This is a genomic window from Bradyrhizobium australafricanum, assembly GCF_020329495.1.
In the GTDB taxonomy this organism is placed as follows: Bacteria; Pseudomonadota; Alphaproteobacteria; order Rhizobiales; family Xanthobacteraceae; genus Bradyrhizobium; species Bradyrhizobium australafricanum.
In genome coordinates this window covers 93,547-116,759 of sequence record NZ_JAGKJL010000015.1, presented here as the reverse complement: position 1 = coordinate 116,759, position 23,213 = coordinate 93,547, and the positions used below count along the sequence as shown (strand labels likewise).

At 64.7% G+C, this 23,213-nt stretch carries 22 protein-coding genes; 4 read left to right on the top strand and 18 right to left on the bottom strand.

Annotated elements, in window-relative coordinates; translation table 11 throughout:
* Positions 1 to 154 precede the first annotated feature (154 nt).
* Together J6525_RS15930 and J6525_RS15925 are read right to left on the bottom strand one after the other, a co-directional pair.
* Positions 155 to 427 carry a DUF2312 domain-containing protein gene (locus J6525_RS15930; protein WP_016841616.1) on the bottom strand — a complete coding sequence of 91 codons (273 nt, stop codon included), beginning with the start codon at positions 425 to 427 and terminating at the stop codon, positions 155 to 157.
* 174 nt (positions 428 to 601) lie between these two features.
* Entirely contained in the window at positions 602 to 904 is a 303-nt protein-coding gene (locus J6525_RS15925; protein ID WP_050422684.1) for a DUF1244 domain-containing protein, read from the bottom strand.
* Positions 905 to 1,100: 196 nt separating this feature from the next.
* Here J6525_RS15925 and J6525_RS15920 point away from each other — a divergent pair, with 196 nt between their 5' ends.
* Positions 1,101 to 1,709, top strand: coding sequence for a DUF1036 domain-containing protein (locus J6525_RS15920; RefSeq protein ID WP_038377731.1), 609 nt, complete (start codon positions 1,101 to 1,103; stop codon positions 1,707 to 1,709).
* Positions 1,706 to 3,142 (top strand): pyruvate kinase, encoded by a 1,437-nt coding sequence (gene pyk / locus J6525_RS15915; protein WP_028340635.1) that lies wholly within the window; start codon positions 1,706 to 1,708, stop codon positions 3,140 to 3,142. Before J6525_RS15920 ends, pyk begins: the two co-directional genes overlap by 4 nt.
* Before the next feature lie 63 nt (positions 3,143 to 3,205).
* Here pyk and J6525_RS15910 read toward each other — a convergent pair whose 3' ends face one another.
* Positions 3,206 to 3,634 carry an OsmC family protein gene (locus J6525_RS15910; protein ID WP_016841620.1) on the bottom strand — a complete coding sequence of 143 codons (429 nt, stop codon included), beginning with the start codon at positions 3,632 to 3,634 and terminating at the stop codon, positions 3,206 to 3,208.
* 94 nt (positions 3,635 to 3,728) lie between these two features.
* Positions 3,729 to 4,403, bottom strand: a complete 675-nt coding sequence (locus tag J6525_RS15905) for a TetR/AcrR family transcriptional regulator (protein WP_026191806.1) — start codon at positions 4,401 to 4,403, stop codon at positions 3,729 to 3,731.
* 395 nt (positions 4,404 to 4,798) lie between these two features.
* On the opposite strand from J6525_RS15905, the gene J6525_RS15900 reads away from it, so the two are divergent.
* Complete coding sequence (locus tag J6525_RS15900; protein WP_225645374.1) at positions 4,799 to 6,301, top strand: hypothetical protein; 1,503 nt, start codon at positions 4,799 to 4,801, stop codon at positions 6,299 to 6,301.
* Positions 6,302 to 6,507: 206 nt separating this feature from the next.
* Here J6525_RS15900 and J6525_RS15895 read toward each other — a convergent pair whose 3' ends face one another.
* The 14 genes from J6525_RS15895 to J6525_RS15830 all read right to left on the bottom strand — a co-directional run bounded on the left by J6525_RS15895 (position 6,508) and on the right by J6525_RS15830 (position 22,458).
* Positions 6,508 to 7,707, bottom strand: coding sequence for an ABC transporter substrate-binding protein (locus J6525_RS15895; RefSeq protein ID WP_225645373.1), 1,200 nt, complete (start codon positions 7,705 to 7,707; stop codon positions 6,508 to 6,510).
* A gap of 121 nt (positions 7,708 to 7,828) precedes the next feature.
* Positions 7,829 to 8,215 (bottom strand): DUF3052 domain-containing protein, encoded by a 387-nt coding sequence (locus J6525_RS15890; protein ID WP_225645372.1) that lies wholly within the window; start codon positions 8,213 to 8,215, stop codon positions 7,829 to 7,831.
* Between the two features lie 39 nt (positions 8,216 to 8,254).
* A complete protein-coding gene (ftsH, locus tag J6525_RS15885; RefSeq protein WP_057018122.1) occupies positions 8,255 to 10,177 on the bottom strand; it encodes an ATP-dependent zinc metalloprotease FtsH in 1,923 nt (640 codons plus the stop codon).
* Positions 10,178 to 10,435: 258 nt separating this feature from the next.
* Positions 10,436 to 11,470, bottom strand: coding sequence for a tRNA lysidine(34) synthetase TilS (tilS, locus tag J6525_RS15880; RefSeq protein WP_225645371.1), 1,035 nt, complete (start codon positions 11,468 to 11,470; stop codon positions 10,436 to 10,438).
* Positions 11,471 to 11,517: 47 nt separating this feature from the next.
* Positions 11,518 to 12,558 (bottom strand): tol-pal system protein YbgF, encoded by a 1,041-nt coding sequence (gene ybgF / locus J6525_RS15875; RefSeq protein ID WP_225645370.1) that lies wholly within the window; start codon positions 12,556 to 12,558, stop codon positions 11,518 to 11,520.
* Between the two features lie 250 nt (positions 12,559 to 12,808).
* Positions 12,809 to 13,291, bottom strand: coding sequence for a peptidoglycan-associated lipoprotein Pal (pal, locus tag J6525_RS15870; protein ID WP_016846948.1), 483 nt, complete (start codon positions 13,289 to 13,291; stop codon positions 12,809 to 12,811).
* Positions 13,292 to 13,562: 271 nt separating this feature from the next.
* Positions 13,563 to 14,297 (bottom strand): N-acyl amino acid synthase FeeM domain-containing protein, encoded by a 735-nt coding sequence (locus J6525_RS15865; RefSeq protein WP_225645369.1) that lies wholly within the window; start codon positions 14,295 to 14,297, stop codon positions 13,563 to 13,565.
* 171 nt (positions 14,298 to 14,468) lie between these two features.
* Positions 14,469 to 16,793: a putative bifunctional diguanylate cyclase/phosphodiesterase gene (locus J6525_RS15860; RefSeq protein ID WP_076828017.1), complete on the bottom strand. Its 2,325-nt coding sequence runs from the start codon at positions 16,791 to 16,793 to the stop codon at positions 14,469 to 14,471.
* A gap of 184 nt (positions 16,794 to 16,977) precedes the next feature.
* Positions 16,978 to 18,336, bottom strand: a complete 1,359-nt coding sequence (gene tolB / locus J6525_RS15855) for a Tol-Pal system beta propeller repeat protein TolB (RefSeq protein ID WP_092080739.1) — start codon at positions 18,334 to 18,336, stop codon at positions 16,978 to 16,980.
* Positions 18,337 to 18,373: 37 nt separating this feature from the next.
* Positions 18,374 to 19,306, bottom strand: coding sequence for a cell envelope integrity protein TolA (tolA, locus tag J6525_RS15850; RefSeq protein WP_092080736.1), 933 nt, complete (start codon positions 19,304 to 19,306; stop codon positions 18,374 to 18,376).
* Between the two features lie 30 nt (positions 19,307 to 19,336).
* Positions 19,337 to 19,804, bottom strand: coding sequence for a biopolymer transporter ExbD (locus tag J6525_RS15845; RefSeq protein WP_016846953.1), 468 nt, complete (start codon positions 19,802 to 19,804; stop codon positions 19,337 to 19,339).
* Positions 19,805 to 19,838: 34 nt separating this feature from the next.
* Complete coding sequence (gene tolQ / locus J6525_RS15840; protein ID WP_016846954.1) at positions 19,839 to 20,552, bottom strand: protein TolQ; 714 nt, start codon at positions 20,550 to 20,552, stop codon at positions 19,839 to 19,841.
* A gap of 674 nt (positions 20,553 to 21,226) precedes the next feature.
* Positions 21,227 to 21,613 carry a fluoride efflux transporter CrcB gene (gene crcB, locus J6525_RS15835; RefSeq protein WP_225645368.1) on the bottom strand — a complete coding sequence of 129 codons (387 nt, stop codon included), beginning with the start codon at positions 21,611 to 21,613 and terminating at the stop codon, positions 21,227 to 21,229.
* Between the two features lie 245 nt (positions 21,614 to 21,858).
* Positions 21,859 to 22,458 carry a superoxide dismutase gene (locus J6525_RS15830; RefSeq protein ID WP_016846956.1) on the bottom strand — a complete coding sequence of 200 codons (600 nt, stop codon included), beginning with the start codon at positions 22,456 to 22,458 and terminating at the stop codon, positions 21,859 to 21,861.
* Between the two features lie 139 nt (positions 22,459 to 22,597).
* Between J6525_RS15830 and J6525_RS15825 the strand changes: the two genes are divergently transcribed.
* Positions 22,598 to 23,128 (top strand): GNAT family N-acetyltransferase, encoded by a 531-nt coding sequence (locus J6525_RS15825; RefSeq protein WP_092080730.1) that lies wholly within the window; start codon positions 22,598 to 22,600, stop codon positions 23,126 to 23,128.
* The last annotated feature ends 85 nt before the right edge of the window (positions 23,129 to 23,213 follow it).

Below are 23,213 nucleotides of genomic sequence, written 5' to 3'. Positions count from 1 at the left end.
CGCCGGCAGTGTAGCAAATCCCGGGATTTCACCCAAGCCTCGACAGGAGGCCTTCCAGCAGCTTTGACCTGAGCCTTTGAGGGGCGCGCCTTGGAGGACGCCTTTGGGGGCCGCCCTTGGCGAACGCCCGGCAGAGAGTGGGCCGCCGGCCGCCTCAGAGCATCCCCAAAGCCTGCATGTAGGTCTCCAGGATGGTCTCCTGCTCCTGGCGCTCGTTCGGATCCTGCTTGCGCAGACGGATGATGGCGCGCAGCGCCTTGACGTCGAAGCCGTTGCCCTTGCTCTCGGCATAGACGTCGCGGATGTCGTCCGAGATCGTCTTCTTCTCTTCTTCCAGCCGCTCGATGCGCTCGATGATGGACTTGAGCTGGTCCTTGGCAAATCGCGTTGCGGGCTCTTCCTTGACGGCGGCAGACGTGGTGGCCATCGCGCACTCCTGAACAGGTATCAAAATGTTACGCGAATACGCGCCTTGCGCACCGCTTGCTGCGGGCGACCCTCGATTTTGGCGCGCGTTCCGTCAAGGAAACATCGCGCTCATCCACAGCGCGCCCACAGGAGATGCGGACGGCCGCGGAACTGACGTCACAGAGGCTGAGATTTAATGCCCGCTTTGGGCTTTCTTCATCGCCGCGAGCTGCTCCGGCGTCGCGCTGCCCTGATACTTCGCCTTCCATTCCTCATACGGCATGCCGTAGACCGCCTCACGGCTCTCGTCCTTGCTCACCGCAAGGCCCTTGGCGTCGGCCTCTTCCTTCATCCAGTTGGACAGGCAGTTGCGGCAGAAGCCGGCGAGGTTCATCAGGTCGATGTTTTGCACATCGGTGCGGTTGCGCAGGTGACTGACGAGACGCCGGAAGACCGCGGCCTCGAGTTCCGTTCTGGTTTTGTCGTCAATGCTCATGATCGTGATCCCGTGTGTCGCGCTCACCATATTGATATCAGGTGGGAATTGTCACAGATTTTGCCATATCGGCGCGCAAAACGGACCGGTCCGGCCACCCCGCCCATGGTCCGACAGCATCGCAGACGGGCGCCCGCCCGTTGACAGTGCCGGCCGGGCACGCGAAATCGTCCATGATTTGATATAGCTTCGCTGCATGAGCCCAACAGATTCCCTCGCCTCAGCTCCCCGCAATATCCGCCTGACGTTGGCCGGCCTCCTGCCGGTGCTGGCGCTGGTCGCGGCCTGCTTGTGGACGAGTCCGGCGGCGGCCGATTTCCGGCTCTGCAACAACACCTCGAGCCGCGTCGGCATCGCGCTCGGCTACAAGGACGCCGAGGGCTGGACCACCGAGGGCTGGTGGAACGTGTCGTCGCGCACCTGCGAGACCTTGCTGCGCGGCAACCTTGTGGCGCGCTATTACTACATCTACGCTCTCGACTATGATCGCGGCGGCGAATGGTCCGGCCAGGCCTTCATGTGCTCGCGCGACAAGGAATTCACCATCAAGGGCACCGAAAATTGCCTGGCGCGCGGGTTCGACCGCACCGGCTTCTTCGAGGTCGACACCGGCGAGCAGCGTGCATGGACCGTCCAGCTGACCGAAGCCAACGAACAACAGCCGCAGAAAGTACCGGGAATGCCGGGCGGCGTGGGTCCAGGAAGTCCCGGGGCGATGCCGGGCCTGCCCAACCCGCCGCCGGGCGCAGCGCCTCCGGGCGCGTCTGGTCTGCCGCCAGCCGCACCACCCGGAAACAAACCATGAGACGACTGCGTCGAATCAAGATCCTCGCAACGCTCGGCCCGGCCTCCTCAGACAGCGCGATGATCCGCAAGCTGTTCGAGGCGGGCGCCGACGTCTTCCGCATCAACATGAGCCATACCCCGCACGACAAGATGCGGGAGCTGGTCAAGACCATCCGCAATGTCGAATCGAGCTACGGCCGGCCGATCGGCATCCTGGTCGACCTGCAAGGGCCGAAGCTGCGGCTTGGCTCGTTCGCGGAAGGCTCGACCCAGCTCAAGAACGGCCAGAGCTTCATTCTGGATTCCGACAAGACGCCGGGCGACAACAGCCGCGTCCAGCTTCCGCATCCGGAGATCCTCGCGGCGCTCCGCCCGGGCCATGCGCTGTTGCTCGACGACGGCAAGGTGCGGCTGATCGCCGAGGAAACCTCGCCCGAGCGCGCGGTCACGCGCGTCGTGATCGGCGGCAAGATGTCGGACCGCAAGGGCGTCAGCCTGCCCGATACCGATCTGCCGGTGTCGGCGATGACCGCAAAGGACCGCGCCGACCTGGAAGCCGCGCTGCCGGAGGGGATCGACTGGGTCGCGCTGTCCTTCGTGCAGCGTGCCGAGGACGTGATCGAGGCCAAGAAGATGATCCGCGGCCGCGCCGCCGTGATGGCCAAGATCGAGAAGCCGCAGGCGATCGACCGCCTTGCCGACATCATCGAAGCGTCGGACGCGCTGATGGTGGCGCGCGGCGATCTCGGCGTCGAACTGCCGCTGGAGCGGGTGCCGAGCCTGCAGAAGCAGATGATCCGGATGGCGCGCCGCGCCGGCAGGCCGGTGGTGGTCGCAACCCAGATGCTGGAATCGATGATCCAGGCGCCGGTGCCGACGCGCGCCGAAGTCTCCGACGTCGCCACCGCCGTCTACGAAGGCGCCGACGCCATCATGCTGTCGGCGGAATCCGCCGCCGGCAAATTCCCGGTGGAGGCAGTCTCCACCATGAACCGCATCGGCGAGGAGGTCGAGCGCGACCCGACCTATCGCAACGTGATCAACGCGCAGCGCGTCGATCCCGAAGCGACGGTGGGTGACGCCATTGCCGACGCCGCGCGGCAGATCGCCGAGACGCTCGACCTGTCGGCGATCATCTGCTGGACGTCATCAGGTTCGACCGCGATCCGCGTGGCGCGCGAGCGCCCCAAGGTGCCGGTGGTCGCGATCACGCCGAACCTCGTCACCGGCCGCAAGCTGTCGGTGGTGTGGGGGGTGCATTGCGTGGTCGCCGAGGACGCGCACGATCTCGACGACATGGTCGACCGCGCCGGCTCGATTGCGTTCCGCGACGGTTTTGCCAAGGCCGGCCAGCGCGTCATCATCGTCGCCGGCGTGCCGCTCCGCGCCCCCGGCACCACCAACATGCTGCGCATCGCCTCGGTCGGCCCGAGGGGCGACGCGCAGCTCTAGATTCCTGTTTGGCGCGTTTTCTTCACGCGTACCGGTGCCCGCTCTAACCCGCCCGCGCCGCGATCAGCCCTGCAACGACGCGTCGAGCGTGATCTTGGTGTTGAGCAGCTTCGACACCGGACATCCGGCCTTCGCCTTGCCGGCCAGTTCCTGGAACGTCGCGTTGTCAGCGCCCGGGATCTTTGCCGACAGCGTCAGGTGCACCGCGGTGATGGCGAAGCCGTCGGCGACCTTCTCCAGGGTCACGTCGGCCTTGGTCTCCATATGCTCCGCCGTGAGCTTGGCTTCGCCGAGGATCAGCGACAGCGCCATCGTGAAGCAGGCGGCATGCGCAGCGCCGATCAACTCCTCCGGGTTCGAACCGGGCTTGCCCTCGAAACGGCTGGCGAAGCCGTAGGGGTAATCCGAGAGCGCGCCGCTCTTGGTCGAGATCGCGCCCTTGCCGTCCTTGATGCCGCCCTGCCATTTGGCCGAGCCATGGGTCGTCGTCATGCGTTGCTCCGTGAGGTTGGTTGAACCCAGCCCGCAAAACTACAACGCCAATGCGACAGAAGTGTTCTTCGCGCGCGCTGGCCTCACCCTGGCCTCAGGCGCCGACCAGTGCCTTCGCCGGAGTCGTCGCCTGCACCACGAGGCCACGCGCGCGTGCGTCCATCACGCCGACCGCGCGCAGCGCAAGCAGCGTCACGGTCTGCACCGCGTCACGCAGCTTGATCGGATCGTCGAGATTGGCCGGCGCCAGCGGACCGACCAGCGCTTCGTGCAGCGCACCGAGCAAGGCGGTGGCGGCCAGCGCCGTGTCCTGCGCCGGCAGGTGGCCGGCGCGCACCGCGGCATCGATGCGCATGGCAAGCTCGCCGGAAATGTCGCGGCGGCTGGCGAGGCGCGAGGCGGTGACGTCGACGTCGACCGGCTCGGCCAAAATGCCCCAGGCGAGCTTGCGCTGCGACAGCACGTGGACCGCGATCGTCGTCACCGCGGCGGCAAGCGCCGATGACGGCCCTGGCGCGGCATCGGCGGCACGCCGGATCGCCGTGAGCTCGTCGCGCGAGACTTCCGTGATCAATTCCGAGATCAGCTCGGCCTTCGACGGGAAATAGCGGTAGACCGTTCCGGCCGCGACATTGGCCCGCACCGCGACGGGTGCGATCTGGACCGCTGCCATACCGCCCGCCGCCGCCGCGTCCCGCGCAGCCGACAGGATGGCGCTGCGCCGCGCGGCCAGCCGTTTCACCACCTGATGAGTTCGCCGGTAAACCATGGCGTTCCGTCCCCCCGCCGTGCGCCCCCGCCGGCGCCCACCGGCAGAACACACGAGTCTTCAACGTTTTGAGCGATTGATCCCGCAATCGCCTGAAGAAGTGAACAACTATTCAGACTGAATGACAAGCTGGAATTGTAAGGATTTTTTGCAACCTCTGGTACCACCTCTGATTGAGCCGGCGGCGGCCCGACCCCTCCCCGACCGGATCAGGGCCGCGATGGTAAATCGCCGGCTAAGGTGATCGCTCGAAATCGAGACATCTGATCTTGCGCACACTCGCAATATCGCCGCGGCATTTACCCGAATTTATCGGAAGCCGTGGTCGAGTGCGCGCCAGCATCACGCGTGGCGTTGGCTCTGGATGCCCCCGGCCGAAACAAGCAAGAAAGCGCATGTCACTCTCCATCACCAGCAGCGTGAGCAGCCGTAGCGCGGCGCGAGGACTGGTGCCGCTGTGCGCCGCCGTGGGCGCCTATCTGTTCTATCTCTCGGCCGGCGAAATCCTGCTGCGCGATTCCGACACGATGTGGCAGATCAGGGTCGGACAGTGGATCCTCGAACACGGCGCGATGCCGACATCGGACGTGTTCTCGTTCACCCGTTTCGGCGAGCCCTGGATCTCGAGCTCGTGGCTGTCGCAGGTGGTGTACGCGCTCGTATACGGCGGCGATTGGGCCGGACCGGTGATCCTGTCGTCGATGGCGATCGGCGCGACAGTCGCGATCTTCCTGCATCTGTTGAGCCCATATTTCGATCCGGCGCGCGCGCTCCTGATCGCGGCGCTGGCGCTGCTGTTGTCGACGATCCACTTTCTGGCGCGGCCGCATGTGCTGGCGCTGCCGGTGCTGCTGGCGTTCATCGGCGGCCTGCTCGTGGCCGCGGATCGCCGCGCCTCACCGTCATGGTGGCTGCTGCCGCTGATGACGCTGTGGGCCAATCTGCATGGCGGCTTCGTTCTCGGCCTGGCGCTGATCGGACCGATCGGACTGGAGGCCGTGTGGAACGCGGAGCGCAGCCGCCGCCGTCAGCTTGTCGTGCGATGGGGCCTGTTCGGCCTCGCCGCGCTGGCCGCGAGCTGTGTGACGCCCTATGGCTGGAACAGCCTGCTCGGCGCGACCAAGATCCTCAGCCTCGGCAAATTGCTGACGCTGATCGGGGAATGGAAGCCGGCGGATTTCAGCAAGCCGAGCTTCTTCGAAGCCACGCTGCTCGGCCTGATCGGCCTGATCTGCTATCGCAGGCTGACGCTGTCGGTGCCGCGGATCCTGCTGCTGCTCGGGCTGATCTGGATGGCGCTGAGCCATGTCCGCAACATCGAGGTGTTCGCGTTCATCGCTCCGCTGGTGCTCGCCAAGCCGATCGCCGAGCAATGGGGAACGGCAGGCGCCACCGCCGCCCGCTTCGGAGAAACGCGCGCATTCCCCGTCGTCACGATCCTGGCTGTGATCGCGATGGTGATCGGCGCGTGGGTGACGACGGCGATGTTCGTCGCGCAGCATCAGTTCAAATTCCTGCCGATGTTTTCGCCCGTTGCCGCGGTCGATGTGCTGCAGCAGCACAAGGCGCAGCGCGTGTTCAGCACGGCGCCGTTCGGCGGCTACATGGTCAGCCGCGACATGAAGGTGTTCATCGACGGCCGCGCCGAGCTCTATGGCGAGCAATTCGTGCTCGACTATTACGACGCGCTCGATGCCCGCGACGTCGGCCGGCTGCTAGATCTGCTCGACAAATACCGGATCGATGCCACGCTGCTGAGCTCGGACTCTCCCGCCGGCAACGCACTGGATCACCTGAAGGGCTGGAAGCGGCTGTACAAGGATGACATCGCGGTGATCCATGTGCGCTCGGACGAGACCAGGACCGGCGCGGCGGCGGCGGGTCAGAGCACGAACTAACCGACGCTGCATAAGTCCAAAATCGCATCGTCGTCCCGTTATCCTGAGGTGCGAGCCTTGCGGCGCAATTGCGCCGCTGGGCGAGCCTCGAAGGATGAATCGGCCACCAGTCGGACCGTCGATCCTTCGAGACGCCGCTGCGCGGCTCCTCAGGATGACGGGTTTGATCCCCGGCGCTCACAGTTCAAGCGCGATCAGCCCCACCCTCAATTCCCTGTCTGAAGTTCGCCGAAGCGATCCCAGGTCTTGCCGTTGAAGCGCATCAGTTGCATCTGATCGACCGGCACGTGGTCGGCCGGCGAGGTGTTGACCTTGATGCCCGGCAGCAGCATCGGCAATTCCAAGCCCTTGATCGCGAATGCCTGACGCAGGATGTTCTCGGTCGAGAGATCGTCGCCGCAGGCCTTCAGCACCGCCTCCAGCGCCATCGCGCTGTTGTAGGCGTTGACGTAGTTGGTGTCGTGCTGGTCGCCTTCCGGCACGTATCTGGTCATGAACTCGCGCCAGCCCTTCATGCCGGGATCGTCGCTCCATGCCGGGTCGTCCGGATCCTTCACATAGGCCGTGGAGATGATGCCGGTGCCGGCCTCGAGGCCGGCAGGCTGCATCACGGTCGAGATCCACACCGCTGTGTTGGACAGGAACGTCATCGGCCGCCAGCCGATCTCAAAGGCCTTGCGGATCGACTGCGCCGCGAATTTCGGCGTCGCCGCGATCACGAAGACGTCGGCATTGGTGGCCTTCAGCTTGACGATCTGGGAGTCGATCGTCGGGTCCGTGATCTCATAGGTCGCAACCGTGACCAGAGACTCATACTTCTCGCCGAGCACGTCCTTGAGGCCGGCGAGATAGTCGCGGCCGTAATCGTCGTTCTGCGAGATGACGGCGAACCTTGCATTCGGATTCTTCGCCAGCGCATAGCGCGCATATAGCCGTGCCTCGTAGCGGAACGGCGCCTGCACGCCCATCGTCGCCTGCGGGAATTGCGTGACGTCGCCGAATTTCGAGGCGCCGGAGGCCAGGAACAGCTGCGGGATGTTCTTGCCCTGCAGGTACTTTGCGATCGCGGTGTTGTGCGCGGTGCCGATCGAGGAGAAGATCAGCGCGACCTCGTCGCTCTCGACCAGGCGGCGCGTCTGCTCCACCGTCTTCGGCGGCGCGTAGGAATCGTCCAGCGAAATGAAGTTGATCTTGCGGCCATTGATGCCGCCGCGCTCGTTCAGCATCCTGAAATAGCCGGCTTCGCCCTTGCCGAGTGCGCCGAACGCCGACACCGGCCCGCTATAGGGCATGGTCTGGCCGATCCTGATTTCGGTTGATGTGACGCCGCGCATCTCGGCGGCGAGAGAAGACGTGGGCAGCAGCAGGAACGAAATGGCGCCAAGCGCGCCGAATGCCTTGCGCATCGGCCTCCCCTCACCTTTTCCTTGCCGCGCCTTCAGACAACGCGGCCGTGCCGTTTGACGGCTTGGCGGGAGGATGTCACGGCGTTGCAGCGGAGGCCACGGATATTCGAAAGGCGCGATTTCAGCGCTTGCCGCGGTCCCTGACCGGGATCACGAATTTCAGCCCCGACCAGACGTTATCGACCGCACAGACCTTGACGTCGACCAGGCCGTTCGCGAGCCCGGTTGCGCGGACCTGTCTCTCCGTAAGGTCGGTCGCGGCGCCCGAACTCTTCTTCGGCCACGACACCCAGATCATGCCGTCAGGGGCGATCGCCTGACGATAACGCCGCAGCTTGGCCGCAAGCCCCTCGGCCCTGGCGGCGAACAGGTGCACGACATCGAGCGGTGCCCTTGCGGTATTCGTCACCAGCACATCGGCGGGCAGTTCGCCGACAACGTCGCCGTAGGGAACGGACAACCCGTCGACAAAAATACAAAAGCCCGGCTTGAGGCCGAGCTTTTGCACAACTGGTCTGCCGGACGTGCCGGCCATCGCGGGCGAGGCTTACGCCTGCGGCTGCGGCTCCATGCCGGTGTCCGGATCGGGACGCGGGCGCGGCTTGCCGGCCGGCGGCACGGCGGATGCGCGCGGCGTCGACGGCTCCAGCACCGACTCGCGATTGGGCTTCTTGCCCTTCAAGAGGTCGATGATCTCGTCGCCGGTCAACGTCTCGAACTCGAGCAGGCCCTTGGCGAGCGCCTCGAGGTCCTCGCGCTTCTCGGTGAGGATCTTGGTTGCCTCGTTGTAGCCTTCCTCGACCAGACGCCTGATCTCGGAGTCGATCTTCTGCACGGTCGCCTCGGACGCGTTCTGCGTGCGCGAGACCGACATGCCGAGGAACACCTCGTCCTGGTTCTCGCCGTAGGAGACGGTGCCGAGCTCTTCCGAGAGGCCCCAGCGCGTCACCATCATGCGGGCAAGGCGGGTCGCCTGCTCGATGTCGGAGGCGGCGCCCGAGGTCACCTTCTCGCGGCCGAAAATCAGCTCTTCGGCGACGCGGCCACCCATCATGATGGCAAGGCGCGAAGTCATCTGCTCGAGCGACATCGACAGCTTGTCGCGCTCGGGCAGCTGCATCACCATGCCCAGCGCACGGCCGCGCGGAATGATGGTCGCCTTGTGGATCGGATCGGTCGCGACGACGTTGAGGCCGACGATGGCGTGGCCGCCCTCGTGATAGGCCGTCAGCAGCTTCTCTTCCTCGGTCATCACGAGCGACTTGCGCTCGGCGCCCATCATCACCTTGTCCTTGGCCTCTTCGAACTCGGCCTGCGTCACCATCCGCTTGTTGCGGCGGGCGGCGGTCAGCGCAGCCTCGTTGACGAGGTTCATCAGGTCGGCGCCCGAGAAGCCCGGGGTGCCGCGCGCGATGGTCTTGAGGTTGATATCCGGCGCCAGCGGCACCTTGCGGACGTGAACCTTGAGGATCTGCTCGCGGCCGACGACGTCCGGGTTCGGCACCACGACCTGGCGGTCGAAGCGGCCGGGACGCAGCAGCGCGGGATCGAGCACGTCGGGACGGTTGGTCGCCGCGATCAGGATCACGCCCTCATTGGCCTCGAAGCCGTCCATCTCGACCAGCAGCTGGTTCAGCGTCTGCTCGCGCTCGTCGTTGCCGCCGCCGAGGCCGGCGCCGCGATGACGGCCGACCGCGTCGATTTCGTCAATGAAGATGATGCAGGGCGCGTTCTTCTTGGCCTGCTCGAACATGTCGCGGACGCGGCTCGCGCCGACGCCGACGAACATCTCGACGAAGTCTGAACCGGAGATGGTGAAGAACGGCACGTTGGCTTCGCCCGCGACCGCGCGCGCGATCAGCGTCTTGCCGGTACCGGGAGGGCCGACCAGCAACACGCCGCGCGGAATCCGTCCGCCGAGCCGCTGGAATTTGCCGGGGTCGCGGAGGAATTCGACGATCTCCTGCAGGTCCTGCTTGGCCTCGTCGACACCAGCGACGTCCTCGAAGGTGACGCGGCCATGCGCCTCGGTCAGCATCTTGGCGCGCGACTTGCCAAAGCCCATCGCCTTGCCGGCGCCGCCCTGCATCTGCCGCGACAGGAAGATCCACACGCCGATCAGCGCGATGAACGGCAACCAGGAGACGAGCAGCGAGACGAACCACGGCACGTTGTCGCCGGGCGCCTTCGCGGTGATCTGCACCTTGGCGTCAAAGAGGCGCTTCACGAGCGTCGGATCGCTCGGCGCGTAGGTCTGGAAGCTCGTGCCGTTGTTGAAGGTGCCGTGAATCTCCGGCCCCTGGATCACGACGTCGCGGACATGGCCCTGATCGACCTCAGTGAGAAGCTGCGAGAACGAGATGTCCGAGGACGACGAGCGCTGGCCAGGATTCTGGAAAAGCGTGAACAACGCCAGCAACAGCAGGACAATGATGACCCAGAGGGCGAAATTCCGCAGATTGGCGTTCATGGTCTTCCTTCGTGGTCGCGCGGATCGCGGCCTCTCTCTATCCTTGGGCAGGCTCTGTGGGAATCCCCAGGGAATCCATCCCGTCGATGGCATACAATTTAGGTGCCGCTGGGGTAGATGCCAAGGGAACCACGCACGACTATTTACCGCATCCTAGCGCGATTCCCGGTCAAAAAATGGCGCTGAATCCGGTGTTTTTCCGGGGTGGTTAAGCCTCTTTGCCCGATTATGACAGCGATTGAAACAATCGAACCCGGCTCAGCGAGAGCGCCCCCGGCGGGGCGGTGCCGGGCCGATCCTGATCCGGCCGGCGGCGATGCTGATGACCGCTCCGGCAAGGGTCTGTTTCAGCCTGGATTCGCGTTTTCCCAAAGCCCCATCCAAGGCCTCGTCCATCGCGGCGAGCAGGGTTTCGACCTTGCCGAGCTCGGCCGGGCCCTCATGTCCGACGCGGTCGATGGCGCGCTTGAGCAGACGGACGCGGATTTCCTCGGGCATTACTGCGAACAGTGCAGCATCGAAGCCCGTGCCGGAGTTATCCTCACTCTTCAACGCAAGATAGTGCTCGGCGCCGTCGACCAGCACCTCCAGGGCGGCGTTGGCGCGCGCGATCCTTGCGGCAAGCCGCGTCAGGTTCCGCGCGTCGCCGCCCTCCGCCGCGAGCATCGGCATCAGCGCGCGCAACCGCGGACGCGTGAAGGACCGATCGCGGTTGGTCGGATCGTCGGCAAAGCCGATGCGCGCCTTCTGCAGCGTTGCGATCAGCTGGGCCTTGGAGATGTCGAGCAGCGGCCGTGTCAGCAAGACGCCATCGCGCTCGGTCTCGCGCGCCATTGCCGAGAGGCCCGCAACGCCGCTGCCGCGCAGCATCCGCATCAACAGCGTCTCGGCCTGATCGTCACGGGTGTGCGCGGTCAAAATATGCGTGGCGCCATGCTTGCGTGCGGCCTGCGCGAGCAGTCGATAGCGGGCCGCGCGCGCCGCTGCCGGCACGCCGGTTCCAGGCTTTGGTCCAGTCCAACGCAACGTGTGATGCGGCAGCTCGAGACTTCGCGCCAGCCGCTTGACGTCGCGCGCCTCACGAGCCGCTTCGGGACGCAGGCCGTGATCGACCGTGACCGCCACCAGCCGCGGTCCCTGCGCGAGCGCGCGGCGCCAGCGCGCGGCGAGCCACATCAGCGCGACTGAATCGGGACCGCCGGACACCGCAAGCAGGAGCGCCGGCGCGCCCGCAAGGCCTGCGAACAGGCGCTTGGCGTCCCTTGCCGGGATGGCGGATTGATCGTCGGGCATCGCAAAACCAGCTGCTGGCGGAGAGGCCGGGCCTTCCCGCATCTGGTTTAGCACTTCACGCGCTTCTGCTCGCGATCAACCGCAGCCTTGACCCCGCCGGACGCGCGCGGGTACTTCCGCGTGATCTCGCCGAACGCGGCGCAGGCCGCTTCCTTTTCCTTCAGCGCCGCCAGCGACTGGCCGAGCCGCAGCAGGGCGTCGGGCGCCTTCGCGGACTTGTCGAACTTGGTGGTCACGCCGAGGAAGGTCTCCGCAGCATCGCGATATTGCTGGCGCTGGAAATAGCTTTCGCCGAGCCAGTATTGCGAGTCCGCCACCAGGGGATCGTTCGGATACTTCTGGCCGAAGTTCTTCATCGTCTCTTCGGCGAGCGCATAGTCCTTGCGCTGCATATAGCCGATGCCGAGGTCGAACTCGTCCTTCGACGTCGCCGACGGCGGCAGCGTGGTCAGGGCTGCGCTCGCGCCGGGCGCACGCTGCGGGCTGGTGTTGCCGAGATTGAGCGGCTCGCCTGCCCCACGGCCGCCGGGCGCGCCAACCGCCGCCTCACTGGGCATCGGCATCCCGCCGCCGCCAAGTGCGCGCGGCGCCCCTGGGGCATTCGGGTTCTGGTTCGGATCGAAGGCATCGCCGCGGCCGCGGCGGCCGGAAGCCGCCGGCGCCGGCTCCTGCGCGATCGGCGCAGGCGCCGCGATCTGCTGCTGCTGGTCATAGCCGCCCTGCGGCTGCCGGCCATATCCTTGCTGCGGCTGGCCGTAGCCTTGCTGGGGCTGGGCGTAACCCGGCTGCGCTTGCGGGTAGGCCTGCGGCGGCTGCGCCGGTGGCGCCGCCGCAACGGGTTGGCCCGCCGGAGCCTGTCCAGCTGGGCCGGGCGGTTGCCCGCCAAGCTGCCGCAGCCGCTCCTCGAGCTGGCGGTTACGGTATTGCAGTTCCTCGTTCTGGCCGGTCAGCTGCCGCAGCTGGTTTTCGAGCCGCTCGATCCGCATTTCAGCATCGGAATCGTCGGATTGGGCAAACACTGGCGCGGAAACGGCGAGCAACGCCGCGATCGCCGCGGCGGAGGAAAGAAAATGAATCCTGGATGACATTTTGCCCTGACGACGAGATCGACGTGAAAAGCGAGCGACATTGAAAGACGGAGTACGCCGGAATTGTGACTGGCACTTCAAATCCGGGACAGCGTCGCGGGATACCGGTTTAGTACGGACGCTGGAACAAGCAAGCGGCCAATTGCGCGCAGCTTCGTTCATCTTGATGACGGCGGGCCGGGCCTTCACGCGGCCAAAACAAAACCGGCGCCCGAAGGCGCCGGCTTGAAAACACTCATTCAGGTTCGCGTCAGGAGCTGGCGTTCAGCACGGTGACGGCGCGACGATTCTGCGACCAGCAGGAGATGTCGTTACAGACCGCGACCGGACGCTCCTTGCCGTAGGAGATGGTGCGCATGCGGCTCGGATCGATGCCGCGCGAGGCGAGGTAAGCGCGGACCGACTGGGCACGCCGGGCACCGAGCGCGATGTTGTATTCGCGGGTGCCGCGCTCGTCGGCATGACCTTCGATGGTGAAGGAGTAACGGTTATAGGTCTGCAGCCACTGCGCCTGCTTGTCGAGGGTCGCCGTCGCCTGCGGGCTGAGATCGGTCTGATCGCTCTCAAAGAACACGCGGTCGCCGACATTGACCACGAAATCCTGCTGGCTGCCCGGGGTCGCGGCGCCCCCAATCGCGCCATTGGCGTCCAACGGGTTCTTGTTGGCGCATGCGCCCATCGACAGCGCCACCGCCAGAACCGCAACCAGCTTCATACCCTGGAGATAATTCATTCCCGGAGCCTCCACGCTCGCGCTCTTCGTACTACCCAATCGGTCTACAGGGCGATGGTTAAGCGAACGTTCCGTCAACCTTGACGAGACCTTGCTGAACCCCATCAAATGCCAGGCAATGGCGAAAAGCGCCCCCGATGGTTAATGGGTGGCAAATGTGGCGCGATGGTGAAGGGAAGGCAAGGTTCGCGGGAACCGGCCGCTTTTGCAGGACAATTTGGCCTGCGCGCAACAGTCGATCGACACTGAATCGATGAGAATGCCGTTTCCCTCAGGGATTCGGCACGATCGAAGCGCGCTCGAACGGCTGCACGACGCCGTCGGGCTGCAACTGGCCTTCGCGGTCGAATAGCATGCGCCGCTCGAAGGCGCTGGAGCGCAGGAAGGGATAGCGGGCCAGCACGCGTTCCCGCACCGTCGGCAGGTGCGACGCCATCAAGCCGACCGGCTTCACCAGCCCGGGATAGAGCCGCGGCTCCGACCAGGTCTCGTGCAGGAACACACGCCGGTAGAACGCCATGTGCTCGGGCCGGACCGGCGCCAGGCCGTAATCGGCATTGAAGTGCACGCCCGCGGTCGAGCCGAGACGCACGGTGACATAGGGCAGTTCCGGAACGTTCCGGGCCTTTTCGGGATCCGCGACGAAGCGCGTCGAGTCGATGAAGACCAGGCCCTGATCAAGCTTCGGCAGCAGCACGTCGCCGAACACCTCGAGCGTCGGCGAGGTTCGCCACTCCGGCGTCACCACGGTGATGCGGATCGAGCTGCAGAGTTCGCCTTGCAGATAGACACCGAACACCCAGGCATTCGGCGCATCATCGAACTGATCGACAACCCGCTCGTCCGCCGAGGGCCGGATCGCGCCTTCGCGCAGATAGGCGCGATAGCGAAGCCGGTAGATCTCGTCTTTCTGTTCCGAGGTCTGAGCGAGGCGGTAATCGACTTGATCCAGAGGGTCCGCAAGCCTTCCTGTCGCGGGCTTGATGGCTTCGGCCGCGGACCTCATTTGGTACTCCCTGAACAACGCAACAACTTCAACGCGCGGCCAAAAGATTAACAGCTTCTTAATTTCCGTCAAAGTAATCGAGGCAATACAGTTAACCTCCGACCCAAGGGCACACTACGAATGGTGCAGTCGAAGGTTCTCACAACTATCGATTGAGTATATTGCGCCGGATCAAGCGATCGAGCGCGAGGGAACCACGTGCAGTTGCTCGTCGGTCCGCCGGCCGTGCGAGGCATTGAGCAGCTGGCGGATGCGGACGGAGGGAACCGGCCGGCTGAACAGGTATCCCTGTGCTTCGGTCACCGCGCCATCGGCGCTGATCAGTTCGAGCTGCTCATTGGTCTCGATGCCCTCGACCACGACCGACATGCCGAGATCCGCCGACAGCCGCGCCACCCCGCGCAGCAGGGTCAGCGGACGGTCACTGTCGATACCCTCGAGGAAGGACCGGTCGATCTTGACCTTCTGCAGCGGGAAATTGTGCAGGTAGCTGAGCGACGAGTAGCCGGTGCCGAAATCGTCCAGCGAGATCCGCACGCCGAGCGAGCGCAGCTGGGACAGCAAGTCGTGGGTCAGCTCGGTGTTGTGCAGCAGCGAGGATTCGGTGATCTCGATCTCGAGCCGGTGCGCCGGCAGGCCGGAGACCTCGAGCGCGTAGCGAACCTCGCTCAGCACGTCGCGCTGGTGGAACTGCTGCGGCGAGAAGTTGACTGCGACACTGACCGCCTCGGGCCACTTCATGCATTCCATGCAGGCCTTGCGCAGGATCCAGCGGCCGAGATCGACGATCAGGCCCATGTCCTCGGCAACGGGAATGATGTCGACCGGAGAGACCGTACCGCGCGCCGGATGGTTCCAGCGCAACAGCGCCTCGCAGGTGCTCACCTTGCCGGACTTCAGGTTGATCAGCGGCTGGTAGAACAGCTCGAATTCCTCGTTGGCGAGCGCCTTGCGCAGGTCGAGCTCGAGGATGCGGCGGGCCTCGACGGTTTGCGCCATCTCGTCGCGGAAGAAGCAGAAGGTGCCGCGGCCGTCGGCCTTGGCGCGGTAGAGCGCCATGTCGGCGTTCTTCAGCAGCGTGTCGGCGCCGACGCCGGGCGCGGTCATCGCGATGCCGACGCTGGCGCCGATCTCGACCAAATGGTTGTCGATCTTGTAGCGCTCGCTGAGGCGGTCGACGATGCGCCGAGCCAGCGCCGCAGCGTCCTCGTGCGAGTGGATGTTCTGCTGGAACACCACGAACTCGTCGCCGCCGAACCGCGCCACGAAATCCTCCGGCCGCAGCATCTCGCGCAGCCGCTCGGCGACCGCGCAGAGCAGCTGGTCGCCGCAGGGATGGCCGAGCGTATCGTTGACCTGCTTGAACTGGTCGAGGTCGACGAACAGTAATGCGGAGCGATGGTCGCCGTGCTGCATGGCGAGCAGCCGGCCGATTTCGTCGCGGAAATTGACGCGGTTGGGCAGCGCGGTCAGCTCGTCGTAGCGCGCGAGGTGGCTGATCCGGGCCTCGGCGTCCTTGCGCTCGGTGATGTCCTCGACCAGCACCACAGTGCCGCCGCCGGCCATCGGCTGGAAGGTCCAGTCGAGCGAGCGGTTCTTGGTTGGGTCGGGGTCGCTGGTGACGATATCGCCGCGCTGCGAGCTCTCGATCTCGTAGAGGATCTGCTGTGCGGCCGCGGCCGAGATCGAGCCGGACAGGACGCAGGCGTTGCAGATGTCGGTGGCGCTGGCGCCGCGCTGCACGAAATCGTCCGACAGCTGCATCATCTCGATGAAGCGGTGGTTCATCACCGCAACGCGGCCGTCGGCGCTGAACATGCACAGGCCGTGCGGCATGTTGTTCAGCGCGGTATCGAACTGGCCCGCCAGCGCGGCCTCGCGCTCCTTGGCGATCCAGGCGTTGACGTAGATGCGTTGCAGGCTGGAGGTCAGGTGCCGGATGGCGCTGAAGAACACCAGGCTGAGCAGCGCAAGGGCGATGTGATAGGGGCCGCCGACATACATCAGCGCCAGGATCAAGGGACCGATCGACATCAACAGATGCAGGTGGAAGATCTGCGGCCGGCCGAAGGTCCGCCCTACCCCCGCCGAGGTGTAGGCGACCACCGTGGTCACGCACAGCATGTGCGCGGCGGCATCATTGGTCGTGAGCAGCACGGTGACGCCCCAGATGCCGAGCGAGATGCCGTAGGCGATGGTGCCGATCCGGTAGCGCTTCTCCCAGGTCACGGACTCTTCGACGGTGAGCCGGGAATTGCGCTGCTGGTAGCGGTACATCTGCAGCGCGCGCGCCAGCCCCACCACGATGAACAGCGGCACGCACAGCCAGCACAACAGATTGCTCGTGACAGCCGCAATCACGGCGCCCGCAATGGCGGGACCGAAGGCGCCGAAAATCATGGGCGCTGGGTTCATGAACAGGGAATCGACCAGTGCCGCCGAAATCGTCGGCGACATCGACCGGTCCGGTTCACCCGTCTGACTTGCAAACTGCATTGTGAGAGCGCGCGTCCTTTTCAGCTCGCACTCTTACTGATCGCAGGTGAAGTCTTTCTGAGCGAACATCGTTAGCAAGTCCTTGCCGCGCCCAGGCGACGGCCGGAATTCACCATGAAATTCAGTGCGCTAGGTGAGAAGTGCTGACCGCCGCCGAGGTTCCCGGAGCAGCTCTGCACCCGGCTCACGACAACAGCGGTGACCAGGCCGGGTCGGAGGCAAAGCCCGGGGTCGGCACCCGCAGCTCGTTGCGGCCGGAGACGTCGATGGTGAACAGCGACGGGCCGCTGTTGCCGCCGGGATCGCGGAAGAACATCACGACGCGTCCGTTCGGCGCAAACGTCGGGCCTTCATTGTGGAAACCCGAGGTTAGGATGCGCTCGCCCGAACCGTCGGGTTTCATGATGCCGATCGCGAACTGCCCGCCGCCCTGCTTGGTGAAGGCGATGTAGTCGCCGCGCGGCGACCAAACCGGCGTCGAATAGGTGCCGTCGCCGAACGAGATGCGCTGTGCACCGCCGCCGGTCGCCGGCATCACGTAGATCTGCGGCTTGCCGCCGCGATCGGATTCGAAGCAGAGCCGCGTACCGTCGGGCGCGTAGGACGGCGAGGTGTCGATCGCCGGCGTGTCGGTCAGCCGCGTCATCGACTTCGAGCGCAGATCCATCACGAACAGGTTGGAGTTGCCGCCCTGCTGCAGGCTCATGATGACGCGCTGGCCGTCGGGCGAGAAGCGCGGCGAGAACGACATGCCCGGGAAGTTGCCGACGATCTCGCGCTGGCCGGTCTCGATGTTGAGCAGATAGACGCGCGGGTCGCCTTGCCCGAATTCCATATAGGTGATTTCCTGGGTCGACGGCGAGAAGCGCGGCGTCAGCACGAGATCCGAGCCGCGGGTCAGGTAGCGCACATTGGCGCCGTCCTGGTCCATCAGCGCGAGGCGCTTGACGCGGCGATCCGCCGAGCCACTCTCGTCGACGAACACGACGCGGGTATCGAAATAACCCTTCTCGCCGGTCATGCGCTCATAGATCTGGTCGGAGATGATGTGCGCGATCCGCCGCCAGTATTCGGCCGAGGTGTCGTACTGCTGACCGGCGAGCTGCTGGCCGGTGTTGACGTCCCAGAGCCGGAATTCCGCCTTCACTCGCCCGTTGCCCTGGCGCGTCATGCGGCCGGTCACCAGCGCCTGCGCGTTGATGCTCTTCCAGTTGTTGAAGTTCGGCGCCGCGTCGATGTTGATCTGCTTCTCGAGATAGGCGGCCTGATCGATCGGCGCGAACAAGCCGCTGCGCTTCAGGTTGTTGGTGATCACCTGCGTGACGCCGACGCCGACTTCAGCATCGCCAGGCGTGCCGGCGGCGAAGTTCGGGATCGCGATCGGCACCGGCGCGAACTCGCCCTCGGTGATGGTGATCCGCTTCTGGGCGGATGCGGGGCCGGTCAGACCACCCAGCATCGCGCCGGCGGACGCCATTCCGGCCAGGATCTGCCGGCGGCTCGGACGGAATAGCGTGTGAGGCAAGCGGGTCTTGTCAATCATCGTTCGAACTCATGCTCGTAAACGGTAGCGTGCAATTTCAGCTCTGCCTCTCGGTGAAGGCTGGCTCGAAGAACTGCCACTCCTCAAAGAATGCTGGAGGCAATCGATAGGGCTGGCACTCGATGATCGCGCGCAAGCCGCTCTCCTGATACACCCGAAGATAAGGCGTCTTCGCGTTTCCTACCACGACCGGCATGCCTTCCAGCGTGCCGTCGCGCTTCAAATGGATGGAGAACACGGCTTCTGCCATCTGTGCCTCAATTCCACCGTAAGGCTTCTTCCAGCAGCGCTCGACCTGCTGCCGGAACATCGCGCCCCAGGTCGCGGAATTGTCGGCAGCCTTGCCCTTCGCGGTGCCGAGCGCCGCATTGGCATTGAGCGTATCGCCGGTCGCCGCGGCCCGCGTCGGGTCACGCTTGTCGAGCAGGGCTGCGATCTTGCTCTGGTCGAACACGCGATCCTTCGGCTTCTGCTCCGGCGGCGGCTTGGCGGCCTGCTGCACCGGCTTCGGCGGCGGCTTCTTCTCTTCCTTCTTGATCGCTTCCGCGATCGGGTCGGGTTTCACCGGATCGGGTTTCTTCTCGACCGGCTTCGGCTCTTCCTTCGGCTTGTTCTCGACCTTCTTCGGCGGATCCGGCTTCTTGTCTTCCGGCTTCTCCACCTTCGGCGCCGGCTGCGGCGCGGTGTCGGTCACGACAGGGGGCTTTTTCTCCTCGACCTTTCCGACGGTGTCGTCGACCGGCTTGGCTTCAGCGACCTTGTCGACCAGCGGTTTGGGATTTTCCTTCTTGCCGTCCTTCTGACCGGCCATGACATGCGAGAGCTGGTCGGGCGAGATCACGTCGACGGCAACCGATTCCTCTTCGGGCATCACGTACGCCTTGGTCGACCACGACACGAGGCCCCACCCGATCACGAGGACGTGCAGGACAATCGATGCCGCCAGAGTCTTGTCGACCTTGACCTTCAAATCAGGCTTCCCCGTGCCTTGGCATGGTGGTTATCCGCCTTCCGGGATGATGACGATATTCGCCTTGAATCCCGCGGCCCGGACCTCCCCGAGCAGTTTCATCATATCCGTGTAACAGACGTCCTTGTCGCCACGCAGATAGACCACTTTTTCGGCATCCGACCGGGCGTCACCGATCGCCTTGATCTTGGCCGGAAAATCGGCGGCCGTGACCGGCGCGTCACCCAGATAGAGCTCGACATTCGAGTTGCAGCCGCCGCCGGTGCGCTTGACCGACAGTGTCAGCGGCGGCTGGTTCGACGAGATCGACTTGCCGCCGCTCGCCACCGGCAGGTCGATGTCGATGTTCGACGTCATCAGCGGCGCCGCCACCATGAAGATGATCAGCAGCACCAGCATCACGTCGACCATCGGCGTGACGTTGATCTCGGCCATGACCGGCTTGCGCCCGCCGCGGCGGCGTCTGCCACCGCCGGACCCTGCCATGCTCATCGCCATGATCGCACACCCGCAAAAGTGACCATCATCTAACTCAACCCCGCTCGTCGATCTGACGGGACAGGATGGCGGAGAACTCGTCGGCGAACCCCTCCAGGCGCGCGGCCTGCCGGTTCACCTCCGAAGTGAACTTATTGTAGAAAATAGTCGCCGGAATTGCGGCAATCAGGCCGATCGCGGTGGCAAACAGCGCTTCCGCGATACCGGGCGCCACCACCGCCAAAGAGGTGTTTTTGGAGGCCGCGATCGACTGGAAGCTCGACATGATGCCCCAGACGGTGCCGAACAGGCCGACAAAGGGGCCTGCCGAGCCCACGGTGGCGAGCACCAGCAGCCGGCGTTCCAGCCGCTCCACCTCCCGGGCGATCGAGACGTTCATGACCTTCTCGATCCGCGCCTGCAGGCCGGCAAAGGACCGCGACTGGCTCTCGAAGGAGCGCTTCCACTCCCGCATCGCCGCGACGAAACAGGCCGCCATCGACTGGGTCGGCTTGGCCGACAGCGCGCGGTAGAGTTCCTCGATCGACTGGCCGGACCAGAACGCCTGCTCGAACTTGTCCATGGCCCGCTTGGTGCGGGCGTAGAGCAGGATCTTGTCGATTGCGATCGCCCAGACCCACACCGAGCAGGACAGAAGTCCCAACATCACGCATTTGACGACCCAATGGGCCTGCCAGAACAGCGCGATCAGCGACACGTCGCTCGATGCCAGTGGCAGAGTTGACTGAGCCACGTCGGCGGGATTCATCGGCAATATCCTCTCAACGCAAGTGTCCCAATTCGGCGGGCCGCCAATCGGCACCCCTTCCACGGCCGCGCGCCCGGCGCGGCAAAACTGCGCGAGAGCCTCTTACATCTGTCGCATGGGGGGCCCGTCCAAAGCCGGGCCCTGCTTCCCCTGCCAACATGTCAAAACGAGGGCTTTTCACGCGTCATTCCGACCCTAACCAAACGCTAATCATGGTTAAGGCGAGGTTACCAAAGGGAAATTTGGAGGCGGGAAATGCCGCCGGCGGAGGAGGTTGGCGGGTTCCGGAGATGAATGGGGTGCCGCCGGATGGCGGGGTAGTGGACGACTCCTCCCGCGCGTCGTCCTGGCGAAAGCCAGGACCTATAACCACCGCATTCAGTGATGAATCGGATCGTGGCCCCGGCGTCGCGCAACAATTGAGATTTGGGGTAATGGATCCTGGCTTTCGCCAGGACGACATTGCGTGTGTGGCGCGGTCTATGAGTCACACATCCACATTCTCGCGACATGATTTGTCCGAGCTTTGCATCTCATTCCGCCCTCCCTTGATCAAAGGGCGCAGGGAAAGCCGGGTGCCGATCGCACCCATGGGCCCCGTGCAAAAGGTAAAAAGCCTTGCGTGCGGCACGCGCGCGCGAGAGCGCGCCCTGAGGCATGACGCCGAGCGCATCTCACGTCAAATGCCTGATGATCGCGAGCCCGGCGAACAGGCCGGCGATCGAGAACGCCACCGAGCCCGCGACATACAGCACAGCAAGGCCGAGCTCGCCGCGCTCGTACAGCAGCGCGGTGTCGAGCGAGAAGGCGGAGAAGGTGGTGTAGCCGCCGAGGATGCCGGTCATCAAAAATAGCCGCCAAGGCTGCGAGGCGTCGCCCTTGAAGGCGAGATAGCCGGCGATCAGGCCCATCACGGTCGAGCCCGTGATGTTGATGATGAAGGTGCCGTAGGGAAACGCGGTGCCGATGCAGCGCGCGCAGGTGACGTTGATCAATTGGCGCAACGTCGCACCGAGACCGCCGCCGAAGAAGACGAGGAGATAGCTTGCCGCGTTACCCACCAATGCCCCCGCTGGTGTGTGTCGAGTGAGGGCGCATCTTGCCGCACACTCAAATCACCCACCCCTGAAAGGGGAGGGTCGACGCGAATGAAATGAGCGGCGGGGCGGGGTCACAGTCTCTCCATTGAGAGACTGCTCGTGCTGAGAGATGACCCCTCCCCGTTTCGCATTTCGCTTCGCTGCATGCGAAACGACCCTCCCCTTTCAGGGGAGGGTGAAGAAATATGCGACGGTCGAAGCCGCGCTTAGCCGGCCTTGCCGAACAGCTCGTCGACATAGTCCCAGTTGACGAGGTTTTCGACGAACGCCTTCAGATAGTCCGGACGGCGGTTGCGGTAGTCGATGTAGTAGGAGTGCTCCCATACGTCGACGCCGAGGATCGGCACCGCACCGTGAACCAGCGGGTTCTCGCCGTTCGGGGTCTTGGCGACCTCGAGCTTGCCGCCCTTGACCTGCAGCCAGGCCCAGCCGGAGCCGAACTGACCGGCGCCGGCAGCGGCGAAGTCGGCCTTGAACTTGTCGAAGCCGCCGAGGTCCTCGTTGATCTTCTTCTCGAGCCGGCCGGGCAGCTTGCTTCCGCCGCCATTCGGCTTCATCCACTTCCAGAAATGGATGTGATTGTAGTGCTGGCCGGCATTGTTGAAGACGGCCGCGTTCTTGCCGAACGAACCCTTCACGATCTCCTCGAGGGACTTGCCTTCGAATTCGGTCCCCTTGATCGCGTTGTTGCCGTTGGTGACGTAGGCCTGGTGATGCTTGTCGTGGTGAAACTCCAGCGTTTCCTTGGACATGTAGGGAGCAAGGGCGTCGTGGGCGTAGGGCAGATCGGGTAGCGTGAAGGTCATGGGGTAATGTCCAACAGAGGGTGGGAGACTACACTTAACGGGTCCCCCTTATAGAAGGTTCCATGGCGGAGAAACACCGCATTTTCGGATCGCCCATGACAGATCGGCACAGCCCGAACCAAGACCAAGGACCCAGACGATGAGCATCGAAATCGACATTCTCAACGGAGATGCATCGTGGAAGCGCGCCGAGCCGCTGCTCCAGGCGGTCTGGAGCCCGGATGCGGTCGAGAAACCAGCCTGGGCCGATATCAAATGGGCCCACGCGGATCTGCGCGTACTGCTCGATGCGCCCGACGACAGCGGGCTGGCCTGCCATGTCGGTATCTATTTCCGGACCGTCACCTGGAATGGCCACAAGGTGCATGTCGGCGGCATCGGCGGAGTCTCGACCCGCGCGGACTGCCGGCGGCGCGGCTATGCGTCGCTGGCGTTAGATGCCGCCGTGCACACCATTCGTGCCAACGACGCGGTGAAATTTGCAATCTTATTCTGCGAGCCGCACAATTTTGCGTTCTACCAGGCGCGCGGCTGGCATCCCTTCAGCGGCGAAGTCTATTGCGAGCAGCCTTCCGGGCAGATCCGCTTCGAAGCGATGGCGCCGTTCGTCAACGACATCGTCCGCGCGCCGCGCCAGGGCAAGATCGACCTATGCGGCCTGCCGTGGTGACCCCTGCATCGGCGGCGGTGGCGATGGACGGTGCAACCTCGTAACATGTCGATCATCATTTATTGATTGCGAGCCCGGTTCACTG

Coding starts and splice junctions, on each gene's coding strand:
- J6525_RS15930 (WP_016841616.1), bottom strand. CDS start 427: ATGGCCACCACGTCTGCCGCCGTCAAGGAAGAGCCCGCAACGCGATTT.
- J6525_RS15925 (WP_050422684.1), bottom strand. CDS start 904: ATGAGCATTGACGACAAAACCAGAACGGAACTCGAGGCCGCGGTCTTC.
- J6525_RS15920 (WP_038377731.1), top strand. CDS start 1,101: ATGAGCCCAACAGATTCCCTCGCCTCAGCTCCCCGCAATATCCGCCTG.
- pyk (WP_028340635.1), top strand. CDS start 1,706: ATGAGACGACTGCGTCGAATCAAGATCCTCGCAACGCTCGGCCCGGCC.
- J6525_RS15910 (WP_016841620.1), bottom strand. CDS start 3,634: ATGACGACGACCCATGGCTCGGCCAAATGGCAGGGCGGCATCAAGGAC.
- J6525_RS15905 (WP_026191806.1), bottom strand. CDS start 4,403: ATGGTTTACCGGCGAACTCATCAGGTGGTGAAACGGCTGGCCGCGCGG.
- J6525_RS15900 (WP_225645374.1), top strand. CDS start 4,799: ATGTCACTCTCCATCACCAGCAGCGTGAGCAGCCGTAGCGCGGCGCGA.
- J6525_RS15895 (WP_225645373.1), bottom strand. CDS start 7,707: ATGCGCAAGGCATTCGGCGCGCTTGGCGCCATTTCGTTCCTGCTGCTG.
- ftsH (WP_057018122.1), bottom strand. CDS start 10,177: ATGAACGCCAATCTGCGGAATTTCGCCCTCTGGGTCATCATTGTCCTG.
- tilS (WP_225645371.1), bottom strand. CDS start 11,470: ATGCCCGACGATCAATCCGCCATCCCGGCAAGGGACGCCAAGCGCCTG.
- ybgF (WP_225645370.1), bottom strand. CDS start 12,558: ATGTCATCCAGGATTCATTTTCTTTCCTCCGCCGCGGCGATCGCGGCG.
- pal (WP_016846948.1), bottom strand. CDS start 13,291: ATGAATTATCTCCAGGGTATGAAGCTGGTTGCGGTTCTGGCGGTGGCG.
- J6525_RS15865 (WP_225645369.1), bottom strand. CDS start 14,297: ATGAGGTCCGCGGCCGAAGCCATCAAGCCCGCGACAGGAAGGCTTGCG.
- J6525_RS15860 (WP_076828017.1), bottom strand. CDS start 16,793: ATGCAGTTTGCAAGTCAGACGGGTGAACCGGACCGGTCGATGTCGCCG.
- tolB (WP_092080739.1), bottom strand. CDS start 18,336: ATGATTGACAAGACCCGCTTGCCTCACACGCTATTCCGTCCGAGCCGC.
- J6525_RS15845 (WP_016846953.1), bottom strand. CDS start 19,804: ATGGCGATGAGCATGGCAGGGTCCGGCGGTGGCAGACGCCGCCGCGGC.
- tolQ (WP_016846954.1), bottom strand. CDS start 20,552: ATGAATCCCGCCGACGTGGCTCAGTCAACTCTGCCACTGGCATCGAGC.
- J6525_RS15830 (WP_016846956.1), bottom strand. CDS start 22,458: ATGACCTTCACGCTACCCGATCTGCCCTACGCCCACGACGCCCTTGCT.
- J6525_RS15825 (WP_092080730.1), top strand. CDS start 22,598: ATGAGCATCGAAATCGACATTCTCAACGGAGATGCATCGTGGAAGCGC.